A 23,786-nucleotide genomic window follows, 5' to 3' on the forward strand; every position below is an offset into this window, starting at 1 on the left:
AAAAAATATTAAATTAGTCGAAGGATTGAATCACATTTACACTAAGATATGAGTAAATCTGTTAAAATCACCTTAGTATTTGTCCTAATATTTCTGGTTGGGGTATTATCTTTTGTCGCTTATATCAATTATACACTCAACAATCCGCTAATTTCTATAAACGGACGTGGTGACGAGATTCCTGATCTTCAATAAATTACTTCCATAACTTAAATTTTAATACTATCTTTCATAGTAAGCATTTATCATGAAAGATTATCATACCATAGCCATTTTTACTCTTCCGCATGAATATGCGATCCTTAAACTCTTGTTTGACCAGGAACATATTCGATATATCTTCGAGAACGAAACCATGGTGGGTGTCTTTCCATTTTACTCTAATGCCCTCGGCGGAATTCATCTTAAAGTTCACGGAACAGATATCGAAAGAGCAAAAGAAATTTTAGATTCCTTCAATGGTTCTTCATCACCCTTAAAAATAGTATAGTTGTTAACAGTTATATTAATATTCTTTTTTTCTTCTTTTTTAAAAAATCAAAAATGATAGTTATTATAGTCTGTTGATATGTGGAATAACTTTTTCCTCTTTTTTTTGCTTTGTATAGCTACGATACTTCAATAACAAGTTATAAACAGGTTATCATTTATTTAAGTAGTTGATTCCTAAATATCCTTAAGACTTTCTTAACAATTGTTCATAACGAAATGTAAATATCATCTTCTAACAACTTTTAAAATTTTGAATGTTTAAAAGCTTAAATCAGGTGCTGAAAACTTTTCGAAAAGTGAGGAGTAAAAAATTTGATACTCTCGGAAATTAATGGATATGGGTATTTAGAAGGAACTTTCCAAATTTCGTTTTTATTTTTTCATCTTTAATTATGAACAAAAACCAGTGAATTGTAAATCCTTTACAATTAAGGTTTTGTAACATTTAATTAACAATAGTTAAAATTGAAGTTAATAAGCCTATTTTCTACCTTTGTCCCTACTTTAAAACACACAACATGAAAATATCCATTGGAAACGACCACGCCGGTACCGGTTACAAATTTGAAATTACCGAGTACTTAAAATCCCAGGGTCACGAAGTGATCAATCACGGAACGGATGAAACCGACAGCGTAGATTATCCAGATTTTGTACATCCCGTAGCTTCCGATATCCAGAATAAAAGAGTGGATTTAGGGATCATTATATGTGGTAGTGGAAATGGAGCTAATATGACCGCCAACAAGCACCAGGGAGTGCGCTCTGCGCTTTGCTGGAATAAAGAGATCGTTCAGCTCGCGCGTGAGCATAATAATGCCAACATCTTAAGTATTCCCGCCCGCTTCACTTCTAAAGAACAGGCTTTAGAAATGGTGAAGGTATTCCTGGATACTGAATTTGAAGGTGGCAGGCATTCCAGAAGGATCGATAAGATCCCGAATGAAAAATAATTTCATGGAGATCAAAGTAAAAGCATTTGAAGAACTGAACCTGCATGAACTTTATGAAGTTCTACAGTTAAGGGCAGAAGTTTTTGTAGTAGAACAAAATTGTGTATACCAGGATATTGATGGCAAAGATGAAAAAGCCCTTCATGTTTTAGGCTTTGAAAATGGTACCCTGTTAGCATATACCAGGATCTTCCCTCCCGGAATTTACTTTACCGAGGCAGCTATTGGCCGCGTAGTGGTGAAAAGTTCCAGCCGCAAGAATAAATTCGGACATGATATAATGAAAGCTTCTATTGAGGCCATTGAAGAAAGATTTGATACTTCAAACATCAAACTTTCTGCACAGACCTATCTTACGAAATTCTATGAAAGCCATGGATTTGAACAGGTAGGCGAAGGCTATCTGGAAGATGGCATTCCGCACATTGCTATGATTAAAAAGTAATTTATCTAAGGATCTCTGTGTATTGTACAGGATCGTTCAAAACCTCCCGGGCTTTTTGGATCTCGGGATTTCTTTGTACGTAATACTCATAAAGGCCTTCCTTGTAAAAATACCTTTTTATGATCTCATCTGATAACAGGCTTACCAGCTCAGACTTTTTTTCCTCAAGAGCTTCTTCCTTCAAATTCTGAATATCTTTTTCGATCTGTGAAAAGTGTTGAGAAATGTCACTTTCAAGTCCTTCAAATTCTGCAGCTTTTTTAAGTTCTTCCAATTGTTTCTCAGTGAAGGTTTTGTAATCGAAATCCATAGACGACAGGTAATTTTGAAAATCGGTGTAATCTTTATCTGTAAATTTGAAATTCTTAAAATCTTTCAGGTCATGCGAATAATAATATTCTGTCGCGTAGTTAAAAATCGCATTTTGCTGAAGGATCGCGTTTGTGATACTGCTGTATTCTGAAGTTGACATTTTAATATCAGGAGAAATTCCCCCGCCGTCATATACTTTTCGTCCATTTCGGGTCTGGAATTCATTATAGTCTTCTGTAGTAAACCTGATCGCATTTCCTTCCTCATCCCTATGGCTATAGTCGAGAGCCTGGATACATCTTCCGCTGGGCGTATAATAACGCGAAATGGTCACTTTTAATTGGGTACCATATGTGAGGTCTTTTGGCCTTTGAACCAGACCTTTTCCGAAGCTTCTCGCACCAATGACCACTGCCCTGTCAAGATCCTGAAGAGAACCCGCAACTATCTCGCTTGCCGATGCGCTTCGGCCGTTGATGAGCACCGCTAAAGGGATCTCGCTGTCGATCGCTTTTCGGGTGGTGAAAAATGTCTGGTTATATTTTTCTACTGCCGACTTTGTACTGGTGATCAGTTCCCCTTCCGGAACGAAAATATTCACCACGTTGATCGCTTCGGAAAGTAATCCTCCGGGATTTCCCCGCAGGTCTAAAATGATCTTTTCGGCTCCCTGTTCCTTTAGTTCTTTTAATGCTTTTAAGGTTTCACCTGAAGCATTTCGGTTAAACTGAGAAAGTACGATATAGCCGGTATTTCCCTCTAATAATTTATAGAAAGGCACAGCCTTGATTTCAATGGCACCCCTGGTTAAGCTGGTGGTTTTAGTTTGCCCCTGACGATTATAAGTGAGTTCCACTTTACTGTTAGGAGCTCCTTTTAGAAGTTCTCCCGCATCTTCGGCATAATCTGCTACCTTGATATTTCCTATCTTAATTATCTCGTCTCCTGCCTTTAATCCTGCTTTGTCTGCCGGGTAATCTTTATAAGGTTCAACGATGATGATCTTATTTTCCCTAATTCCCACGGTTGCACCTATCCCGGTATATTCCCCGGCATTATTTATTCGTGCCGCCTGTACCTCTTGTTCGTTCCAGTAATGGGTATAAGGATCCAGATCCTCCAGCATGGCATTAATGGCGGTGTCCATGAGTTCGGCAGGATTGGTCTCGTCAACATAATTCATGTTGAGTTCCTTGAAAAGGGTGGTAAAGATCTCGATCTGTTTGGCGATCTCGAAAAAGTCAGATTTAAAACTGACGGTACTTAGGAAAAGGATGGCGACAGTAGCCACGACCCCCATCTTCCTGGCAATTTTTGAATTCATGGTATCTTATTTTGTTTCTTTCTCTACAAGAGACTTCAGAAGTTCACGGGTAGAGGAAACGATCTTGGAATAAGAAACAATTTCCCGGCCTATATAAATGAACATGAAAGCGTAGTGAGAGTCTAAACTGTTACTAACAAGATACTTATTTTTCCTATATGCTTCTCGCATCAAACGTTTCAATTTAATACGATCCACTGCTTTTTTATGATTTCTTTTAGGAACCGATACCCCGGTTTTATGATAATTTTCAGATTCTTCGGAAAGAGGAAGGTAAATTAAGAGCATGGGAAATTTTTTTACCGACTTGCCTTCAGCAAATAATTTATCGATAAGGACCTTACTCTTGAGCTTTTCCTGTTTTCCGAAAGATTCATTCATGGGGTAAAAATATTGAATTCAGAAATCTTAGAGATGCGCTTCGGTATTTAATTCTAAAACAAAAAAAGCCCCTTCCGAAGAAGAGGCTTTAAAAATGAGTTTTTGAACCCTATTCGTTAGTATAAACGTTGTTGTCGCGGTTTATGTCGGCCATCAATTGTGAACTATCGATCTCAATAGTTTCGATCTCACTTTGAGGTTTATCCAGTGTAAAAGTATAGGTCGGATAAGCCCATGCCCAATCGTCTTTTACCGTTCTTTCCACTCCTTCTTCAGCAGGTTTTTCCCAACGCATCATCTGCAACGGAATATAAACCTCTTCTGAAGTACCGTCTTTATAAGTTACGCTTACTTCAACCGGCATTGGCATCAACCCGATCCTTTCCAGGGTTACTTTTGTTCCGGAAGCGCCTTTGGTCACTTCTTTCACTCCGTAATCAATGGTGTTGGTGGTTTGTGTCCAATCCATCAGGTACCAATCTAACTCTGCACCCGAAACTTTTTCAGCAACCCTGATAAAATCATTGGGGGTTGGGTGCTTGAATTTCCAGTCGTTATAATACTTTTTCAAGGTCTTCTGAAGGTTTTCCTTTCCAATTATATAACCAAGCTGAGCCATGAATACTTCCCCTTTAGAATAAGCGGTAGCACCGTATGCCACGTTATAGTTATAACGATCTGCATGAGTGGTTTGCGGCTGCTCGATTCCTGAAGTAGCCAGCCTTCCGTAGCTGTTGTAAGATCCGGCATGAGGATTTTCCTCGTTACCACCCATTACTTCGTTCATAGCCAAACTGGAGATGTAGCTGGTGAACCCTTCATCCATCCACTCGTGTTTACTTTCGTTGGTCGCCAGTAAATGCTGGAACCAGGCGTGTGCAAACTCATGTGCGGTAACCCCAACAAGGCTTCCGAATTTACGTTCCCCGGTGATTAGAGTAAGCATGGCATACTCCATACCTCCGTCGCCACCCTGGACAACCGAGTATTGCGGCCAAGGATAAGGACCTATGTGTTCGTTGAAGAACAATAATAATTCCTCTGTTTTTGGCTGTAAATCTTTCCAGTTCTGTTTGATACTTGATTTGTCTTTATAAAGAAAATGCAATACGGTACCATCTGCAGCCGTGCGTTTATCATGGATATAATCCGGATCTGCTGCCCAGGCGAAATCATGCACCATTTCGGCCTTGAAATGCCAGGTGTGCTTATCACCTTTACTAGAATTAACCTTTACACCTTCATCCTCGTAACCATGCCCAATATCATTTGCATTTTGCAACACCCCGGTTGCACCCACAGTATACTTCTTATCAATTGATAATTTTACGTCAAAATCACCCCAAACTCCGTGGAATTCCCTGGCGATGTATGGATCTGCATGCCATCCCTGGAAATCGTATTCAGCCATCTTAGGAAACCACTGTACCATGGAAAGAGCTACTCCTTCGCTACTATTCCTTCCCGATCTTCTGATCTGCTCAGGAACCTGCCCAGCGAATTTCATGTTGAAAGTGGTCTTTTCTCCTGGAAGAATCGGTTCAGCCAATTCCACCTCCAGCACAGTTCCTACTTCTTCATATTGAAGTGGTTTGCCATTTTGGGTAAGGGCGTTTACTTTCAAATAGCCTTGCTGAGAAGGAGAAAGTTTCGAGATACGATCGGCAACCCTTCCGTCAGGGTCATTGATGGTTCTTGATCTTACATCCATTTCACTTCCCGGTTGGAAGGCGTTGAAATAAAGGTGATAAAATACTCTTTTCAAAGTATCGGGAGAGTTGTTGGTATACACCAACTCCTGATCTCCAGTGTACTGAAAATTCTTGACGTTCATATCAACATTCATGTTGTAATCAACATGCTGTTGCCAGTAAGAAGTATTATTCTGGCCCCTTGCTCCAAGGGCGGCCAAAAATGCAAATGTTATTAGGATTCTCTTCATAATATTATTTAGAAATTCTGTCTGCCATAATTAAGGCGTTATACAAATTCACCATTTTTCCGGAAGTAGAAACTTCACTGAATTTTTTGGTTTGGGACGGGTCACCTCCCAGGATCACTGTAGCGCTACTTGAAAGCCCGCTTTCCATAATGATCTGCTTCACTTGTTCTGCGGAAAGTTTTGGGTATAAAGAACGGATCATGGCAGCTACACCGGCAACTGCAGGAGAGGCCATAGAAGTTCCTTGTAAGAACTCGTATTCATCGTTTGGAGTAGTTGACCAGATCTTGGTACCAGGTGCAAACACGTCTACGTTCGTTTTTCCGTAGTTAGAGAATGTAGCCAGCATATTTGATCCATACTCGTAGTTAAGTGCTCCAACCGTTAGGAAGTTGTCTGCGATCTCATTTGGACTGCTTGGATCCTGATCATTCGGATAAATGGTAGTACCATCAAGGTCCAATCCATCATTTCCGGCGGCATTCACGATCAAAACATCATTTTTGTCAGCATATTCAATAGCGTCTCTTACCCATTCAGGATGCGTGGAGAAATATTTTCCGAAGCTGGTATTGATCACTTTCGCGCCATTATCAACCGCGTAACGAATAGCAAGTGCAATATCCTTATCGTACTCATCTCCATCAGGCACCGCGCGTACAGGCATGATCAACACATTGTTGGCTACCCCGTCGATCCCGATGTTGTTGTGCTCAGCTGCGATGATCCCGGCTACGTGAGTACCATGCTTGATATCTTCTTTTTCAGGATCTGGTCCTGTAACATCGTTGTTTCCGTATCCGCGGTCATTAAGATCGTTAGGATCATCTCCAACAACGGCTCTTCCGTCTAATTCCATGTTGAAATGAGAGCTCAATCTTCCGGAGAAATATTCGATTGCATCATTAAGCTGTGCGATAGATTCCGGCACACTACCTTTGATGTTGCTCATTACCTGAGAAAGGAAGGCTTGGTACTGCTTCATTTCTTCGGTTTCGGCATTCATAGCCTGCAATTCTTCCAGGGTATAATCTTCTTTTCCAAGCTCTTCAGAAACAGCTTCATGTGCCATTTTCAGCTGCTGCATAATGCCTTCATACTGATTTTTAAGGCCTAAAGCTTCGTTATATTCTTTGTCATACTCGGCCTTGGCTCTTTTATAAAGCTCGAATTCTTCTTGGTTTTCAGGTTTTACGGCAGAAGCGGGAACATTATCGTATTTAGGTTTTAAAACCTTTAGGATACGCACGTATTCCATGTTTTCCTTAACCGCGTCACCAAGAAAGTTCCAACCGTGAACATCATCCACATACCCATTATTGTCATCATCTTTCTGGTTGTTAGGGATCTCATCTGTATTAGTCCAGATCACCCCGTCAAGATCTTCGTGCTCGATATCAACACCACTGTCAATAACCGCTACGATCACTTTCGTACCTTTTTTATTTTTGATTATCTCGTTATAAGCTTTTTGGACACTCATCCCCGGAACGGTATCTGAAACCAGGTCTGCTCCTCCCCATCCTTTTAGTTCAGTCTCGGTGAGATCTGTGACCTTGAGGGGCATGGAATCAATATTTTCAATTGGGGTTGAAACAACCGCGGGGGCTGAACTGCCGCATCCTGCAACAGCAACAGCTAAACCGGCAATTAAGAATGGTTTAAATGTTGGGATCTTCATAATTTATTTTTAGTTAAAAAGTTCGTTGAATGTAAATACTTCGTTAAGTCTCACTCCTTTTTCGGTGTGCTTCAGGGTGATGACCTTATTATGGGCATCGTGTTCCAGGAACAGGTAATAGTTTTCATCTGCCGCCTTTTCCAAAAAGTCTTTTTTCTCCGGAAGGGTTAGCAATGGCCGTGTGTCATACCCCATAACATAGGGTAATGGAATGTGCCCGGCTGTTGGTAACAGGTCGGCCATAAATACTAGTTTTTTGCCTTTATAGTCAATATGCGGAATCATTTGTTTATCGGTATGACCGTCCACATATAATATCCCGAAATCTAATTCTGAAGTTTCCTGATAAGGGAGATTCTTTCTATCAATGAATTTTAATTGGCCGCTTTCCTCCATAGGCAGGATATTTTCCTTTAAAAAAGAAGCTTTTTCTCGGGCATTAGGCTGAGTAGCCCATTCCCAATGATCTTTATTGCTCCAAAAATGTGCGTTTTTGAACGCAGGCTCATACCCGGTGCGGTCCTTATTCCATTGTACGCTCCCACCGCAATGGTCAAAATGCAAATGGGTCATGAAGACATCGGTAATATCGTCTCTGTGAAAACCATGTTTTTGAAGAGATTTATCCAGGTTATCATCTCCCCATTGGAAATAATAGCTGAAGAATTTTTCACTCTGTTTATCACCCATTCCGGTGTCAATAAGTGTTAGCCGATCGCCTTCTTCAATTAAAAGACAGGTGGCTGCGATATCGATCATGTTATTTGAATCGGCGGGATTGGTTCTATTCCAAATGGTCTTGGGAACCACCCCGAACATAGCCCCACCGTCCAGCTTGAAATTGCCGGCTTCAATAGGATATATTGTCATAAAATTTGTCTTTTTTCTTCGGAAATTTCCCGAAAATGCAAAATACTAAAAGCTGATAATTAGCTTTCATACCTTCTTAATAGAAGGCTGTTATTTAACAAAACTTTCTGTAGAATTCCTAATTTCAGTGTAAATATAGGACTTTTTCTCCTGCGTCAATTTCATCGTGGAAGTGAAATGGTCTCAAGTTTCCTTCCAGGTTGATAATGAATAACGGAAGTATATCGTCCTGGCGGGATCGATTTTGTTTTACCCAGTTACGGGTAGAGATCTTTGTCTCGATGGTTTCTGTTTTTTCCTGAATATTTCCCGATTTCAGTTTATAGATCCAGGGCGCCAGATTGGTTTTATTGGCGAACATGGAAGATGCGCCAATTCGGTCTAGAAGTTCCATTCCCGCCCCGCCTTCTTTAGGAGCGACCAGCACTATATTTTTAGGAATATAGAAATAATTATGGACTGTCTGGGCCGCTAGCAGATTGATTTCATTGTTTCCGGTAAGTGCAATAAAAGTGTTTTTTTCGACTGCATTCGCTTCGTCTAAAGTCTCTTCCTTTAAAGCATTCCCCAGTATACTTTTAAAGCCTTGTTTTTTAGCCTCCTCTATTAATTCCCGGTTTGTATCTATTATGGTTACATCTCCTTCCTGGTTAAGATGTCTTGCCAGGTACAACCCTAAGGGATTAGCTCCCAATATGAGTGTTCCTTTTCGAGATTCCTGGTGTACCAGTTCTCCCCGTCTCCTTAACCAGTCGGTTGTCCAGGTCAAAAATAGCGGGACGCTCAGGGTGGTGAAAATTGCCATGAAGACTAGGATCGAGAATATTTCCGCAGAAATAATACCCATTTCCAACCCTATACCGGCTATAATGATCTCTACCGCTCCCCTTCCGTTCATTCCCGTACCTACGGTGATCCCTTCTCGCCAGCCATATCCACTGGGAAGATAAAACAAGGCTGTTCCCACTATCTTTCCAATAACCGCGACCAAGGTGACGCTTATTAACAGTAACAGGTCTGATTGGAAAACCTCGAGGGTAACATGAAATCCTGCTGAAACAAAGAAGATGGGCGCCAGAAATCCTATTGAAATATCATGAAAAATATCGTTGATCTCCTTTGAAATTTGTCGGTTGAATACCCCATCACGTATGAAAAGACCGGCCATAAAGGCTCCTAAAATACTATGCAAGTCTGCCATTTCGGCCAGTTCGCAAAAGCCGAAAACGATCAGCAAAATGAGTGTAAAATGGAAAGTTCTGTTCTTTATTTTTTGATCACTCAGGAATCTTCCGAGTAAAGGCAAAAGAAAATAACCCGCCAGGGCGGTAAGGGCGAAAAATAAAATGGCTTTTCCGGCCACGAAAATTAGTCCGAGGGTATCAATACTGCCGGCATCGACAAAACTTAACATCCCGGCGAAGATGATCAATGCAAGTGTGTCTGAAATGAGCGCCCCGGCCATGAGAACATAGGCTATACGGGTGTTCAGCAGCTTTAGATCGACCAGGATCCGGCTTTTGGTAGCCAGGGATGTGACCCCCACGGCAATGGCCACGAAAAGTGCGGCCAGGTGAGTTCCGTCAAAAAGTAAGATGGTGTAATAACCCAAACCGAAGGGAACTACAAACCCTCCTATCGCGGCCAGAAGACCGGGCCAGGAAGCTTTTCCGAGGTCCCTGAAATTGATCTCGATGCCAATGTATACCATTAAAAGAATGATCCCCACCTCTGCCAGCACTGCAATCATCTCTGAAGTTTCGAGCAGGCCCAGTACTGCGGGACCCAGGATGATCCCAATCACAAGTTCTCCTAAAATGGGAGGGTAACCGAGTCTCTTAGCAGCCGTTCCTCCAAGCCAGGCACCTGCAAGGATGGTTAAAAGTGCGAGAATATTGAATTCTTCCATCGGATAACTTTTGGTAGTTAGAATAGTCCCTTTAAAATAAGCAAGGCTTAACATCTAAATTGCTTTTTAACAAACATTTATAGGTTTTATAGCTTCTGAAACGGGGAAGATGTAAGCAATCTTATAATTTGTATAATTTTTTAAATTATGTGATGTGTAGCTATCAGATAAGATGAATTCTCCCGAATAATCTGTATTTTTACTGCTTAACCTACTTTGTACATCAAAGAAAACAGTGATAAAAAACGGTAAATGTTAGAATTAGCAGGATTAATTATTCTCGGAATTTTGGCCCAGTGGGTGGCCTGGAAAACAAAAACCCCGGCAATCTTACCCCTAATCTTAATTGGTTTATTTGTGGGTCCGGTTTCTACTCTTATTTCTGAAGACGGAACAAAATGGCTGGAACCTATCTGGAATGGTGAAGAAGGTGTTTTCCCGGGAGAAAGCTTATTCTATTTCGTGTCCCTGGCGATCGCTGTTATACTTTTTGAAGGAGGACTTACCCTCAGGAAAAGTGAGATCGGTAATATTGGGCCCGTTATAGCTAAATTGATAAGTGTTGGGGTGATCGTGACCTTTTTCGGGGCTGGACTCGCAGCACATTTTATTTATGGATTTTCGTGGCAGATCTCATTTTTATTTTCCTCCCTGATCATTGTTACAGGACCTACTGTGATCTCGCCTATACTTAGGAATATTCCATTGAAAAAACACGTTTCCTCCATCCTGAAATGGGAAGGAATCTTGATCGATCCAATAGGAGCCCTTATCGCCGTATTGATGTATGAGTTTATTCGCGTGGAAGGCGGACAGGATTTTACCCAAACTGCCCTGGCTGAATTCGGAAAGATCTTGTTATTCGGATTTACCTTCGGATTCACATTTGCCAATATCCTTGCTCTTCTGATCAAGAAAAATGTAATTCCGCATTATCTACTAAATGTTTTTACCCTCGCTACCGTGCTGGGAGTATTTGTCCTGGCCGATCTTTTCGCTCATGAAAGCGGACTTTTAGCTGTAGTGGTAATGGGAATGGTCATGGGAAATAAAGATCTTCCCAACATCAAGGAATTACTCTATTTTAAGGAATCCCTGAGTGTACTTTTGATCTCAATATTATTCATTTTACTGGCTGCCAATATAGAAATAGCCGACCTGCAACTCATTTTTAATTGGAACTCCTTATTTCTTTTCGGTGCAGTAGTACTATTGGTCAGACCTATTGGGGTTATTTTAAGCTCCTTAGGAGCAGATCTTAAGTGGAATGAGATCGTTTTTATAAGCTGGGTTGGACCACGTGGTATTGTAGCGGCCGGTATTGCTTCGCTTTTCGGATTAAAGCTTGTACGTGAAGGGGTTGAAGATGCCGAATATATTACTCCGCTTGTCTTCATGATCGTTTTGCTTTCGGTACTGCTGAACGCTACTACGGCGAGACTTTTTGCAAGATTAATAGGTGTCTTCATAAAGAATGCCCAGGGGATCCTCATCATTGGAGCCTCCGCAAATTCACGACTTATAGCTAAATACTTACAAGATAATAACAGGCATGTGGTCTTGGTTGACAACAACGCCGATAATATTCGAAAAGCTAAGGAATTAGAACTTGAAGCTATAGAAGGCAGTGTTTATGCCGATGACCTTATCAATAATATTGAGCTTAATGATGTGGGTTATTTAATGGCAATGACCGCCAACAGTGACATTAACCGTACTGCAATCATAAAGTTCAAAAAACAATTTGGTGAAAAAGGGTCTTTCCGACTTATTTCTTCTGATGAAATGAGTGACCCCGAAACAAATCCTGCGGAAGGTCTTTTCTCGCATACAGATGATTACATCAAGCTGGCTGAAGTTTCCCGAAAATATCCGAAGATCCACGAGGTTCTTTTAAATAGCAGGCAACATTATGAAGGGCTTCTGGAAATATCAAAGACAGACCCAGATATTATTCCATTGTTTGTAAAGACCGAAGAAGGCGAATTAGAGATCATTCCCTCACACAGTTCAGAAGTTCAGATCAAGGAAGGTTACCTCCTTGTTTACCTGGGTAAAAAGATCCAAAAGGACAATGAGGTCGAGGAAACAGATTATGAAGAAACGGTTGAAGATGCAGATGCTTCCAATGAACGTTAATTATTCCTTTTCCACTTCCGCAATTAATTCATCGGTGATCTCCAGGTTGTGATAGACATTCTGGACATCTTCATCGTCCTCAAATTTTTCCATTAACTGGAGAATTTGTTTTCCCTGGTCTATCGGCAGACCAATGGTGTTTAAAGGGATTCGTTGTACTTCAGCATTTTTAGGTTCTATATCTAATTCTTCCAGTTTAGTGTTCATGCTTCCAAAATCGGTAAAATCTGTGTACACATAGATAGTGTCTTCCTCTTTTTCAATGGATGTTGCTCCTCCTTCGATCAACTCCAGTTCAAATTCTTCCATATTTCTGGCAATCATTTCCCTATCAATGGTGAAGACACCCTTTCTGTCGAAAAGAAATTCTAAAGAACCATTGGTGCCCAGGCTGCCACCGTTCTTAGAAAAAATAGATCGTACCGAAGCGACGGTTCGGTTAGTGTTGTCTGTAGTACATTCAATGAAGAAAGCGATGCCATGCGGGCCATAGCCCTCAAAAGTTACAGCCTCGTAATTATCGGCTTCCGCTCCGCTGGCCTTCTTTATCGCACGCTCAATGGTGTCTTTGGGCATGTTTACCCCTTTGGCATTCGAAATGGCATTACGTAGCGCCGGATTGGCTTCGGGATCAGGACCACCTCCTTCTTTTACAGCTACACTTATCTCCTTGATAGCCCTTGTGAATTGTTTCGCTCTTTTCTTGTCCTGGGCCCCTTTTCGGTGTTTGATATTCGCCCACTTGCTGTGTCCGGCCATGGTTTGGTTTTTTGCTGGATTTTTATAATGGAGAATTTCTGCAGAAAAATTTCCTTTCACACAAAGTTAAAAAAAGTTTATAGTCGGTAGTTCGGAGTTCGGAGAGGACCAAATAGAAAAGCTTTATCTTTAGATAGGTATGAAATTTAACTTTGAAGATTTACAGGTATATCAAAAATCACTTGACCTGGTGGATGAGGTCTATGAAATGACCAAAATGTTTCCAAAAGAGGAAATATATGGTTTAAACTCTCAATACAGGAGAGCGGTAATTTCTATTTCATTGAATATCGCCGAAGGTTCCGGAGGAACAAAAAAAGAATTCAACCGTTACCTAAGAATTGCTTCAAATTCTTTGAAAGAATGCATAGTCTGTTTAACAATAGCTAAACGACAGAATTTTATTTCTGAAAAAGCTCATGACGAAATGAGGCAAAAGCTCATTGAAATATCTAAAATGATATCGGGGTTGAAAAAATACCTTTTAAAAGAGTGATTTTTCCAATCTCCGAACTCCAAACTCTGATCTCCGAACCTACTTAATCGTTCAACTTAAGAACCGCCATAAACGCTTCCTGAGGGATCTCTACATTCCCTACCTGACGCATACGTTTCTTACCTTTTTTCTGTTTTTCTAGAAGCTTACGTTTACGGGAAATATCCCCTCCGTAACATTTTGCGGTAACGTCTTTTCGAAGTGCTTTAACGGTCTCCCTCGCGATGATCTTCGCGCCAATTGCAGCCTGAATAGGAATATCGAATTGTTGTCTTGGGATCAACTGTCTCAATTTTTCACACATCTTCTTCCCTATATCATAGGCGTTGTCAAAGTGAAGCAGTGCAGAAAGGGCGTCCACCACGTTTCCATTCAGAAGTACGTCTACTTTTACAAGTTTTGACTGGCGCATTCCGATAGGAGAATAGTCGAAAGATGCATATCCCTTAGATACGGTTTTCAAACGGTCATAGAAATCAAATACGATCTCCGCCAGGGGCATATCAAATGATAATTCAACTCTTTCCGGAGTTAAATAGGTTTGATTGGTGATCTGTCCACGCTTTTCGATACATAGGGACATCACAGGCCCTACGAAATCGGCTTTGGTAATGATGGTTGCTTTGATATAAGGTTCTTCCACCCGGTCCAGACTTGATGGATCCGGAAGATCTGAAGGGTTGTTAACTAAAATAACATCATTAGGATGCTTATGGGTGTAGGCGTGGTAAGAAACGTTAGGAACCGTGGTAATAACGGTCATGTCAAACTCTCTTTCCAAACGCTCCTGGATGATCTCCAGGTGCAACATTCCAAGGAATCCACAACGGAAACCAAATCCTAGCGCTGCCGAACTCTCCGGAATAAATACCAAAGAAGCATCGTTAAGCTGAAGTTTCTCCATAGAAGCACGAAGATCTTCGTAATCTTCTGTGTCTACCGGGTAAATCCCGGCGAAAACCATTGGCTTTACATCCTCAAATCCAGGAACGGCTTCAGTAGTCGGGTTTTTCGCATCTGTGATGGTATCCCCTACTTTTACCTCCTTCGCCTCTTTGATCCCGGTAATTAGATAGCCTACATCCCCGGTCTTGATTTCATTCCTTGGAAATTGTTTTAGCCTCAAGGTACCTACCTCGTCTGCATAATAATTCTTATCAGTCGCCACGAATTTGATATGCTGGCCTTTTTTGATAGAACCATTGATCACACGGAAATAGGTTTCCACTCCGCGGAAAGGATTGTAAACCGAGTCAAAGATCAGGGCTCTTAAAGGCGCGTCTTCTTTACCGGTTGGCGGTGGAATGCGCTCAATGATAGCCGAAAGGATCTCTTCAATTCCCAATCCGGTCTTTGCACTCGCCGGAATAACATCTGAAGGATCACATCCTAAAAGATCAACGATATCATCAGTAACTTCTTCCGGGTTCGCACTTGGAAGATCCACTTTGTTCAATACAGGAATGATCTCCAGGTCGTTTTCAAGTGCCAGGTAAAGATTTGAAATGGTTTGCGCCTGGATGCTTTGCGCGGCATCCACAATTAAAAGTGCTCCTTCACATGCAGCGATTGAACGCGAAACTTCATAGGAGAAATCTACGTGTCCCGGAGTATCGATCAAATTCAGAACATATTGTTCCCCTTTGTAAGTATAATCCATCTGAATCGCGTGACTCTTGATGGTAATACCTCTCTCCCGCTCCAAATCCATACTGTCAAGCAGTTGTTCCTGCTTTTCCCGATCGGTCACCGATCCGGTAAAATCAAGCAACCTGTCTGCCAACGTACTCTTTCCGTGGTCAATATGTGCAATAATGCAAAAATTCCGAATATGCTTCATGTGTCAATTTCCAAGATAAAATTCCGTCTCCGGAAAAATGTTTTTAAAAGGTACAAATATAGTTTTTTTAAAAGGCCAAAAGAAAAATTAATGTTTGGTCAGAAACCCTTACTTTGGCAAAGATTTATTTTATACTCCAGCTTAATACTTTTATAAAAAAATTATAAAAGTATTTGGATTTTATATAAAAAAAGAGCTAATTTAGGACTCTTTGAAAAAGAAAGCCACTGTGTTCAAATTAGCTATGGGAACCAGAGGAATAGTGTAATATGTAGAAGGATGTACAAAAAAAATTGAATGAGCAAAAAAGTAATAGGTGTTGATATTGGTGCAACCAAGACCAGAATTGGAATCGTAAAGGATTCAGAAATAATAAAAGAAAAGACTTTTCCCACTTCTTCGAATGCTTCCAAGGAGAAAATCATAGAAGAACTGGCCCTGGGAATTAAAAGTTTAGCCGGGGATGATTTTGCCGGAATAGGAATAGGAGTACCCGGATTGATAGATGAAGAGAAGGGTGTGATTTTCGATCTTTTAAACATTCCGTCCTGGAAAGAGGTGCATTTAAAAGATTATCTCCAAGATTTTTTCAAGAAACCCGTGCGTATTACGAATGACGCCAATGTCTTTGCTGTGGGTGAAAAGATGTTCGGGCTGGGCCAGGCTTATCAGAATTTTATAGGGGTAACCCTTGGGACCGGATTTGGTTGTGGTATAATCATACATGATAAATTGTATTCCGGATCTTTTTCGAGTGCCGGAGAATTTGGAAATATCGCCTACCTGGATAAAACGATTGAAGATTATTGCAGTGGTAAATTTTTCCAGCAACAATATGGTTTAACCGGAAATGAAGCCTATAAACTTGTTTCTTCAGGTGATGAAAAAGGTAAAAAGATGTTCATGGAGTACGGAAAGCATCTGGGAGAAGCTTTGAAGTTGATCCTTAATATATTATCCCCTCAAGCTATTCTGCTTGGAGGATCCATCAGTAAATCATTTAAGTACTTTGAAGAATCCCTTCAGGAAACCATGGATAGTTTTCCTTTTCAAAGAGTACGCAAGCAATTAACCATAAAGCCTTCCGAGGCTCAGAATATGGCAATTTTAGGGGCTGCCGCTTTAATTTTATCTGCAGAACCCGAGCTTTTAAAACCTCAATAACCTACTAAGCTTAATCTATTACCTCATGGCAAACGCAACTGTAATTAAAGATAATACCACCGGAAATACAACCCGCTCCATAATTATAATTGGAGCATTATTTTTTATTTTCGGATTTGTTACCTGGCTAAACTCCCTGCTAATCCCATATCTTGAGATCGCCTGCGAATTGACCAAGTTTCAATCATTTTTCGTCACTTTTGCTTTTTACATTGCTTATGTAGTAATGGCTCCCCTTTCTACCAGGACGCTCAATGCTTTCGGGTTTAAAAAGGGAATGTCGGTAGCCTTAGGAATAATGGCCGTGGGAGCATTGCTGTTTATTCCGGCCGCAATGAGCAGAACTTATCTAATATTTCTTGCGGGTCTTTTTGTAATGGGAAGTGGTCTGGCAATTTTACAAACAGCCTCCAATCCTTATGTAACCATTGTAGGGCCTGTAGAAAGTGCGGCTAAGCGCATTAGTATCATGGGTATATGTAATAAAATGGCGGGTGCTATCGCGCCAATCCTGATTGGTTTCTTTTTACAGCTTGATAAGGCCGATGAGTTGAGGGCAGACCTTGCCAGCCTTTCAGCTATTGAAAGAAATGCCCAACTTGATGAAATGGCCTTGCGGGTAATCCCTCCTTATATTGGAATTATCGTGGTTTTGTTATTGCTTGCTTTTTGGGTTTATAAATCATCTCTCCCTGAGGTAGAAGCTGAAGAGGAGGAAGAGGTTAGCAGTTCTGCCAAATCCTCCAAAAAGAGTGTTTTTGACTTCCCTCATGTGCTTCTTGGTGTGTTCGCCCTATTTTTATATGTAGGGGTCGAAGTGATCGCGGCAGATACTATTATTAGTTATGGTGTTGCCCAGGGAATAAAACTTACCACTGCCAAATACTTCGCTACCGGTACTATGGTAGCTATGGTAATAGGTTACATTATTGGTATCATCACCATTCCAAAATTTATTAAACAAGAAAACGCTTTACGTGTTTCAGCTATTTTAGGGGTTGTTTTTTCTCTCCTGGCAATTTTCACCCAAGGATATCTTTCTCTTGCATTTATTGCCCTGTTAGGTTTGGCGAACTCTCTAATGTGGCCGGCAATTTGGCCTTTAGCTCTTGCAGATGTAGGTAGATTTACCAAAGCAGCATCTTCCTTATTGGTAATGGGTATTGCAGGTGGCGCTATAATCCCATTGGCATATGGTGCTTTGGCTGAAGAGTGGAGTCCGCAAACAGCTTATTGGGTAATGATCCCTTGCTATTTGTTCATTCTTTATTTCGCAACATCCGGTTATAAAATTAGAAAGGCGTGATCTTTTTAATCGAAGAGAATAATTCCTGTGCCTGCTAACTCTTTTTTGAAGTAATTTAAATTGCATCCGAAGATAAAGGCATGGGACCTCAGAAATAAATTAAAATCTTCTGCCATGAAAACCTTTCTGAAAAGTACGGCAACAATATTACTACTGTTTTTATATTCCTGTGATGCTAACAAATCTGAAAGTATCGCTTCGGAAGATGACACAAATGAAGTGGTAGCACCTTCCATTATTCCATTGCCTTCCGAAGTAAATTGGGATAATAAATACTACAGGTTGCCTGCAGAAAATATAATATGTACAGATAATCCTGAAACTGTGTCCTGGCTTCAGAAATTGCTCCATGAGGCAGGCTTAAATACCAGTGTTCAAACCGGAAGTGACTGTGGAAACTGGAATGTTCAAATCAATTCTGAAAAGTTAGAATCTTTAGGGGAGGAAGGCTATGAGCTCTATATTACAGATAAAGGAGTTAAGATAAAAGCTGCCGCAGAGGCCGGAGTTTTTTATGCCGTCCAAACTTTAAGGCAAATGTTTCCGGTGGAGATCGAAAAAGGGGAGAGCGTGTCTACTACAGTTGATTTGCCTCAGGGAACTATTCAGGACCAACCGACTTATCAATGGCGAGGAACCATGGTAGATATGGCCCGTAGTTTCTTCGGTTTGGACTATCTGAAGCGTCATGTAGACCGAATGGCTTTGTATAAAATGAACAGGCTGCACTTACATCTTACCGATGACCAGGGGTGGAGAATAGAGATCAAAGGCAAGCCTAAACTTACAGAAATTGGTTCCAAAGGATCAGTTGTTCGTGGAAGGTCTGGTTACCTGACACAGGAGGAATATCTGGAATTGCAGGATTATGCCTTAGCCAGAAATATTATCATTATCCCGGAAATTGATATGCCCGGGCACATTTATTCAGCCCTGCTTTCATATCCTGAACTGAACTGTGATAACTTCGAAAACCTTTCTCCAAAAAGGGCAACTCCACCCGAACTTTTTAGAAATTATAATGTGGGCTGGAGTAAATTATGTCTTGAAAACCCTAAAATTTATGAATTTGTTTCCGAAGTGATAGGAGAAATGGCTGCGATCACCAAAGGACCCTGGATTCATATAGGAGGAGATGAGATCGAAGATCCCAGGTATAAAGAATTTGTCGTTAAAGCAGATTCTATAGTTCGGGCTTACGATAAGATTACCATTGGATGGGAAGAAGTCACTCAGGCCGAAGTAAGCCCTGATCTAATCAGTCAATCCTGGCGAGGAACAGTAGAGAGTGTGGTTCCCGATATTAAAGTTATACATTCCTTATGTTCTCAATTCTATTTTGATCATGGGAATGTTCCAGGACAGGAGAACACGAACAACTGGTGTAAGAAATCGGGTGTTAGTCTTGAAGACGCTTATAGTTTTGATAACGAAGACCCTAATATAATTGGAGTGGAAGTTCCTGTATGGAGCGAGTTTGTCCTGACTGATGAAATGATGGATAATCGTTTTTGGCCCCGGGCAATTGCGGCGGCAGAGATTGCCTGGACTCCAGGAGCTCAACGGGATTACGCATCATTCAAAAAAAGACTAGGTCGACATGGCGATCGATTAAGAGCATTAAACATAAATTTCTTCAGAACCCCGGGTATTGATTGGGGGAAGGAGTCTAAAGCGGGAATTTTTTCAAACTTTCTTCCTGCGCAATAAAAATAAAATTCAATTATGGAAAATAAACCAACTACAGAAAGTTCTTCGAACTATGACCATCTTGAACAGATGAGTACAAGGGAATTGTTGAGTAATATTAATAAAGAGGACATAACAGTTCCTTTAGCTGTTGAGAAGCAACTACCTGCAATTGAAACATTGGTAGATGTCATAGTGGAAAAAATGAAAGAAGGGGGCCGGCTATTTTATATAGGGGCCGGAACCAGTGGAAGACTTGGTGTCCTGGATGCTTCGGAGTGCCCTCCAACCTTTGGAGTTTCTGAAGATTGGGTAATAGGTTTAATTGCAGGTGGGGATTTTGCCCTTAGGAACGCGGTGGAAAATGCGGAAGATGATCCTGAGCAGGCATGGAAAGATCTACAGAAATTTAAAATTGGTTCAAAGGATGTCCTGGTAGGCATAGCCGCATCGGGAACCACACCTTATGTGATAGGAGGGGTTAAAAAAGCCAGGGAGTTGGGATTGGCTACCGGTTGTATCACTTGTAATGAAGGAAGTCCTTTAGGGACAGCAGTTGAATTCCCTGTTGAAGTTGTTGTAGGGCCTGAGTTCGTTACTGGAAGCACTCGTATGAAAGCAGGTACTGCTCAGAAGCTGGTTTTAAATATGATTTCTACCAGTTCCCTCATTAAAATGGGACGCGTAAAAGGGAATAAAATGGTGGATATGCAGCTGAGCAATAAAAAATTGGTCAATCGCGGTATTAAAATGATAATGGAAGAATTGGAAATCGATGAGATTCAAGCGGGAAAATTGTTAAAAAAATACAAAAGTGTAAGGTCTGTCCTACAAAACTTCAAAAAATAACTTTCATAAAAATTTTATTTAAGTCTAAGGGTTAAGGAAAAGTATTTTATTAAAAGGTTTTATTCTTTTATTTTTTATATTATCTTGGGCGCACTAATCGTTATCCAAATAATCAATTATGAAAAAAAGATTACAATCAGTAATTATGATTCTTCTCTTTTTTGTTTCTGCGAAAACGTTTGCGCAAAACCAAGAAATTACGGGGAAGATCTTAGATGAATCCGGAGTGCCTATACCGGGTGTATCTGTTTACTTAAAGGGAAACCCTGCTGTAGGAACTTCCTCTAATTTTGATGGGGAATTCTCATTACAGGTCCCTGACAGCAATGACAATATTTTAGTGTTTTCATATTTGGGATACTCTAAAAAAGAAATAAAGCTCAATGGTCAAACCAACCTTCAGGTTAACCTTTTGCCAGATACAGAGTCATTAGATGAAGTGGTGGTTACCGCGCTAGGGATAAAACAAGAACGAAAAGCTCTTGGATATGCCGTAACCGAAGTAAAGGGAGGTACAATTGCCGAAACTCAAAGGGAAAATTTTCTCGATGCCATGGCGGGGCGTGTGGCAGGTGTAGAAATTAATTCTACATCTGGACTACCTGGTTCCTCTTCCTCAATAGTTATTAGGGGAATTAGTTCCCTAAGTGGGAACAATCAACCGCTATTCGTGGTAGATGGTTTACCAATTAGTAATAATACTACTTCAACTGCAGTTTTTGCTTCTTCAATTGGAGCAGGAGGTACCTCGTTTGAAAACAGGGGGGTTGACTTCACTAACCGTGCTGCTGATATTAACCCGGATGATATTGAAAGCATTACTATTCTTAAAGGACCGGAAGCTTCTGCCTTATATGGTATCGAAGCAGCCTCGGGAGCTGTGGTAATAACTACTAAACGGGGGAAAGCCGGGGTTGCCCGTATTGATTACAGTAATAGTTTCCGTCTCGATCGAATTGTGAAATATCCTGAAATTCAGCAGGTTTACGGTAGAGGGGCAAATGGTTACACTACAGAAGGCGATGAAAGTTTATATTATTTCGGAGAAAAATATCCTGAAGGAACTACCTTCTATGATAATGTAAAGGCCTTCTTCAAGGATGCGGTTACTAAAAAACACAACTTGTCTGTTTCTGGTGGAAATGAAAAAGTACAATATCGATTTTCTGGAGCACATACAGATGCTGAAGGATTCGTTCCTACCACCGGCCTGGAAAGGTTAAATTTAACTTCAGCCGTTACTGCCGAACTTAATGATTATATCTCAGCCGATGTGACCTTTGACTATACACGTTCTGATAATGATCAAACCTTTAGGGGTAGCGGAGGTCCTTTATTGCATTTGCTGCTATGGCCCTCTACAGATGACGCAAGTGACTACCTTACTCCAGGTGGGAAAAGACGTAATTATGCCGAGTTTGCAGAAGCAGTAGAAAATCCTTTTTTCAATGTTAATAAAAATATTTTTAACTCTTTAACCGATCGTTATAAGTTAAATACGCAAGTGAATGCTGACGCAACAGACTGGTTTAAATTAGTTGGTCAAGTAGGGGTAGACTACTATACACAGAAAAATACGATCGTTCGTCATCCAGAATCAAACAGTGGGCGTGATTATGGAGGTATTTTTGATCAGGCCTTGATCACCACAAGAAACCTTACCATGCAATCTTATGCGCAATTTACGCCTCCAAGTCTTTTGGATGAGAAATTCTCAACCGATTTAAAAGTTGGTGGAGCAGTTTATGATTATAATACATTCAGTGCTGCTGCTGGTGGACAGGACTTCCAGGCGCCAGATCTGTGGTCAATAAATAATACAAGATTAGATACTCACAGGGCATTTAACAATCTTACTCAAAGAAGGCTTGTGGGTGTATTTGGAAGTTTAAACGCCAATTACGACAAAATGCTATTCTTGACATTAACTGCACGTAATGACTGGAGTTCTACACTTCCTAAAAAGAACAATTCCTTCTTCTATCCTTCTGCGGGGCTGAGTTTTATTTTCACGGAACTTGAACCTTTTAGAGGTATCAAAGACATCCTTTCTTATGGTAAACTTAGAGCATCTGTTGCCCAGGTAGGAAAAGATGCAAATCCATATAGTATTAGACCATTCTACGAAAATGCCGAGACAACCGGAGGTGGATTCAGATATGGTTTTACCGGACCTAGTTTGAACTTGCGTCCTGAAATGACCACTTCATATGAATATGGAATGGAATTGAAGTTTTTCAATGATCGTTTAGGACTGGATGCAACTTATTTCAATAAGAAATCTGAAGATCAGATTGTCCAAAATATGAGATTGAGCTATGCCACAGGTTTTGTACTTATGACTTTTAATGCCGGAGAAATACAAAATGAAGGGATAGAGTTGCAGCTGAATGCTACTCCTGTGGAAACTAATAATTTTTCCTGGGATGTACTGGCAAACTTCACAAAGAACTGGAGTGAACTTGTAAGTCTTCCCGGTGATGTGGAGGAATTCTATAATTCCGATACCTGGTTATACGGGAACGTGAGAGTTGGCTCAAGAGTTGGAGGGCCGCTAACTACTTTCACCGGTTATGATTTCGAAAGAAATGACCAGGGAGAGATACTTGTAAACCCATCAAACGGATTACCTCTTTTAGATACCAGTGAGTGGATAGTAGTTGGAGACAGAAATCCTGATTTCACAGTTGGATTGACAAATGACTTTAGATACAAAAACTGGTCCATGAGATTCTTACTTGACTTTAGAGTGGGAGGAGATGTTTATAATGCAACTGAGCATTATTTAACTACACGTGGTTTAAGTGAAAGAACTCTTGACCGTGAAACTCCAAGGATAGTTGACGGTGTGTTAAGAGATGGATTACAAAACACGGATAATCCTACAGAAAATAACATTCCTATTGATCTGTCAAGAAATTCAAGTTACTGGTCATCTATCTATCCATACCAAAGCTTTATTGAAAAAGATGTGAACTGGATGCGCCTACGAGATGTAACCTTGAATTATCAATTACCTGCCAATACTTTAAAAAAGACCAACGTAATCAAAACCGCAAGTGTTTTTGTTACCGGAACCGATTTATTCCTTTGGACCAATTACTCCGGATTAGACCCGGTAGCTAACGGTAACTCTGCTGCTGTAGGTGGAGCAGGAGGATCTGGATTAGATTACGGGAACTTCCCACTACCAAGAGGTTTGAATTTTGGAATTAGAGTTGGATTGTAAAAAATA

Annotated in this window: 19 protein-coding genes; 11 read left to right on the forward strand and 8 right to left on the reverse strand. The window is 40.6% G+C overall.

Features of this window, described 5'->3' with window-relative positions:
* Positions 1-48: 48 nt before the first annotated feature.
* The 4 genes from ACFQ1G_RS10635 to ACFQ1G_RS10650 all read left to right on the forward strand — a co-directional run bounded on the left by ACFQ1G_RS10635 (position 49) and on the right by ACFQ1G_RS10650 (position 1,890).
* Complete coding sequence (locus ACFQ1G_RS10635) at positions 49-195, forward strand: hypothetical protein (protein ID WP_380739374.1); 147 nt, start codon at positions 49-51, stop codon at positions 193-195.
* A gap of 52 nt (positions 196-247) precedes the next feature.
* Entirely contained in the window at positions 248-490 is a 243-nt protein-coding gene (locus ACFQ1G_RS10640; protein WP_380739376.1) for a DUF2007 domain-containing protein, read from the forward strand.
* Between the two features lie 520 nt (positions 491-1,010).
* Positions 1,011-1,445: a ribose 5-phosphate isomerase B gene (gene rpiB, locus ACFQ1G_RS10645; RefSeq protein WP_380739378.1), complete on the forward strand. Its 435-nt coding sequence runs from the start codon at positions 1,011-1,013 to the stop codon at positions 1,443-1,445.
* Positions 1,446-1,449: 4 nt separating this feature from the next.
* The gene (locus tag ACFQ1G_RS10650; protein ID WP_380739380.1) at positions 1,450-1,890 is read left to right on the forward strand and encodes a GNAT family N-acetyltransferase; all 441 of its coding nucleotides are present in this window, start codon (positions 1,450-1,452) and stop codon (positions 1,888-1,890) included.
* Position 1,891: 1 nt separating this feature from the next.
* Here the strand turns inward: ACFQ1G_RS10650 and ACFQ1G_RS10655 are convergent, their stop codons facing one another.
* From ACFQ1G_RS10655 to ACFQ1G_RS10680, 6 genes are all read right to left on the reverse strand, one after another.
* Positions 1,892-3,526, reverse strand: coding sequence for a S41 family peptidase (locus tag ACFQ1G_RS10655; protein WP_380739382.1), 1,635 nt, complete (start codon positions 3,524-3,526; stop codon positions 1,892-1,894).
* Positions 3,527-3,532: 6 nt separating this feature from the next.
* On the reverse strand, positions 3,533-3,907 hold the full coding sequence (locus ACFQ1G_RS10660; RefSeq protein ID WP_380739384.1) for a ribonuclease P protein component: 375 nt from the start codon (positions 3,905-3,907) through the stop codon (positions 3,533-3,535).
* Between the two features lie 109 nt (positions 3,908-4,016).
* Positions 4,017-5,849, reverse strand: coding sequence for a M1 family metallopeptidase (locus ACFQ1G_RS10665; protein WP_380739386.1), 1,833 nt, complete (start codon positions 5,847-5,849; stop codon positions 4,017-4,019).
* A 4-nt stretch (positions 5,850-5,853) separates the two neighbouring features.
* Positions 5,854-7,530, reverse strand: coding sequence for a S8 family peptidase (locus ACFQ1G_RS10670; protein ID WP_380739387.1), 1,677 nt, complete (start codon positions 7,528-7,530; stop codon positions 5,854-5,856).
* Positions 7,531-7,539: 9 nt separating this feature from the next.
* Positions 7,540-8,400, reverse strand: a complete 861-nt coding sequence (locus ACFQ1G_RS10675) for an MBL fold metallo-hydrolase (protein WP_380739388.1) — start codon at positions 8,398-8,400, stop codon at positions 7,540-7,542.
* 124 nt (positions 8,401-8,524) lie between these two features.
* A complete protein-coding gene (locus ACFQ1G_RS10680; protein WP_380739389.1) occupies positions 8,525-10,309 on the reverse strand; it encodes a monovalent cation:proton antiporter family protein in 1,785 nt (594 codons plus the stop codon).
* Positions 10,310-10,561: 252 nt separating this feature from the next.
* On the opposite strand from ACFQ1G_RS10680, the gene ACFQ1G_RS10685 reads away from it, so the two are divergent.
* Entirely contained in the window at positions 10,562-12,448 is a 1,887-nt protein-coding gene (locus tag ACFQ1G_RS10685; RefSeq protein ID WP_380739391.1) for a cation:proton antiporter, read from the forward strand.
* Here ACFQ1G_RS10685 and ACFQ1G_RS10690 read toward each other — a convergent pair whose 3' ends face one another.
* Positions 12,449-13,207, reverse strand: a complete 759-nt coding sequence (locus ACFQ1G_RS10690) for a YebC/PmpR family DNA-binding transcriptional regulator (protein WP_380739393.1) — start codon at positions 13,205-13,207, stop codon at positions 12,449-12,451.
* Between the two features lie 139 nt (positions 13,208-13,346).
* On the opposite strand from ACFQ1G_RS10690, the gene ACFQ1G_RS10695 reads away from it, so the two are divergent.
* On the forward strand, positions 13,347-13,703 hold the full coding sequence (locus ACFQ1G_RS10695) for a four helix bundle protein (protein WP_380739394.1): 357 nt from the start codon (positions 13,347-13,349) through the stop codon (positions 13,701-13,703).
* Positions 13,704-13,746: 43 nt separating this feature from the next.
* Here ACFQ1G_RS10695 and lepA read toward each other — a convergent pair whose 3' ends face one another.
* On the reverse strand, positions 13,747-15,543 hold the full coding sequence (lepA, locus tag ACFQ1G_RS10700) for a translation elongation factor 4 (RefSeq protein WP_380739396.1): 1,797 nt from the start codon (positions 15,541-15,543) through the stop codon (positions 13,747-13,749).
* Between the two features lie 297 nt (positions 15,544-15,840).
* Between lepA and ACFQ1G_RS10705 the strand changes: the two genes are divergently transcribed.
* The 5 genes from ACFQ1G_RS10705 (at position 15,841) to ACFQ1G_RS10725 (ending at position 23,780) form a co-directional block, all read left to right on the forward strand.
* Positions 15,841-16,707, forward strand: coding sequence for an ROK family protein (locus tag ACFQ1G_RS10705; RefSeq protein WP_380739398.1), 867 nt, complete (start codon positions 15,841-15,843; stop codon positions 16,705-16,707).
* Between the two features lie 25 nt (positions 16,708-16,732).
* Complete coding sequence (locus ACFQ1G_RS10710; RefSeq protein ID WP_380739399.1) at positions 16,733-18,013, forward strand: sugar MFS transporter; 1,281 nt, start codon at positions 16,733-16,735, stop codon at positions 18,011-18,013.
* 114 nt (positions 18,014-18,127) lie between these two features.
* Positions 18,128-19,723 (forward strand): beta-N-acetylhexosaminidase, encoded by a 1,596-nt coding sequence (locus tag ACFQ1G_RS10715; RefSeq protein ID WP_380739401.1) that lies wholly within the window; start codon positions 18,128-18,130, stop codon positions 19,721-19,723.
* Between the two features lie 15 nt (positions 19,724-19,738).
* The gene (gene murQ, locus ACFQ1G_RS10720) at positions 19,739-20,551 is read left to right on the forward strand and encodes an N-acetylmuramic acid 6-phosphate etherase (protein WP_380739403.1); all 813 of its coding nucleotides are present in this window, start codon (positions 19,739-19,741) and stop codon (positions 20,549-20,551) included.
* Between the two features lie 118 nt (positions 20,552-20,669).
* The gene (locus ACFQ1G_RS10725; protein ID WP_380739405.1) at positions 20,670-23,780 is read left to right on the forward strand and encodes a SusC/RagA family TonB-linked outer membrane protein; all 3,111 of its coding nucleotides are present in this window, start codon (positions 20,670-20,672) and stop codon (positions 23,778-23,780) included.
* The last annotated feature ends 6 nt before the right edge of the window (positions 23,781-23,786 follow it).

The organism is Salinimicrobium gaetbulicola (assembly GCF_042676025.1).
In the GTDB taxonomy this organism is placed as follows: Bacteria; Bacteroidota; Bacteroidia; order Flavobacteriales; family Flavobacteriaceae; genus Salinimicrobium; species Salinimicrobium gaetbulicola.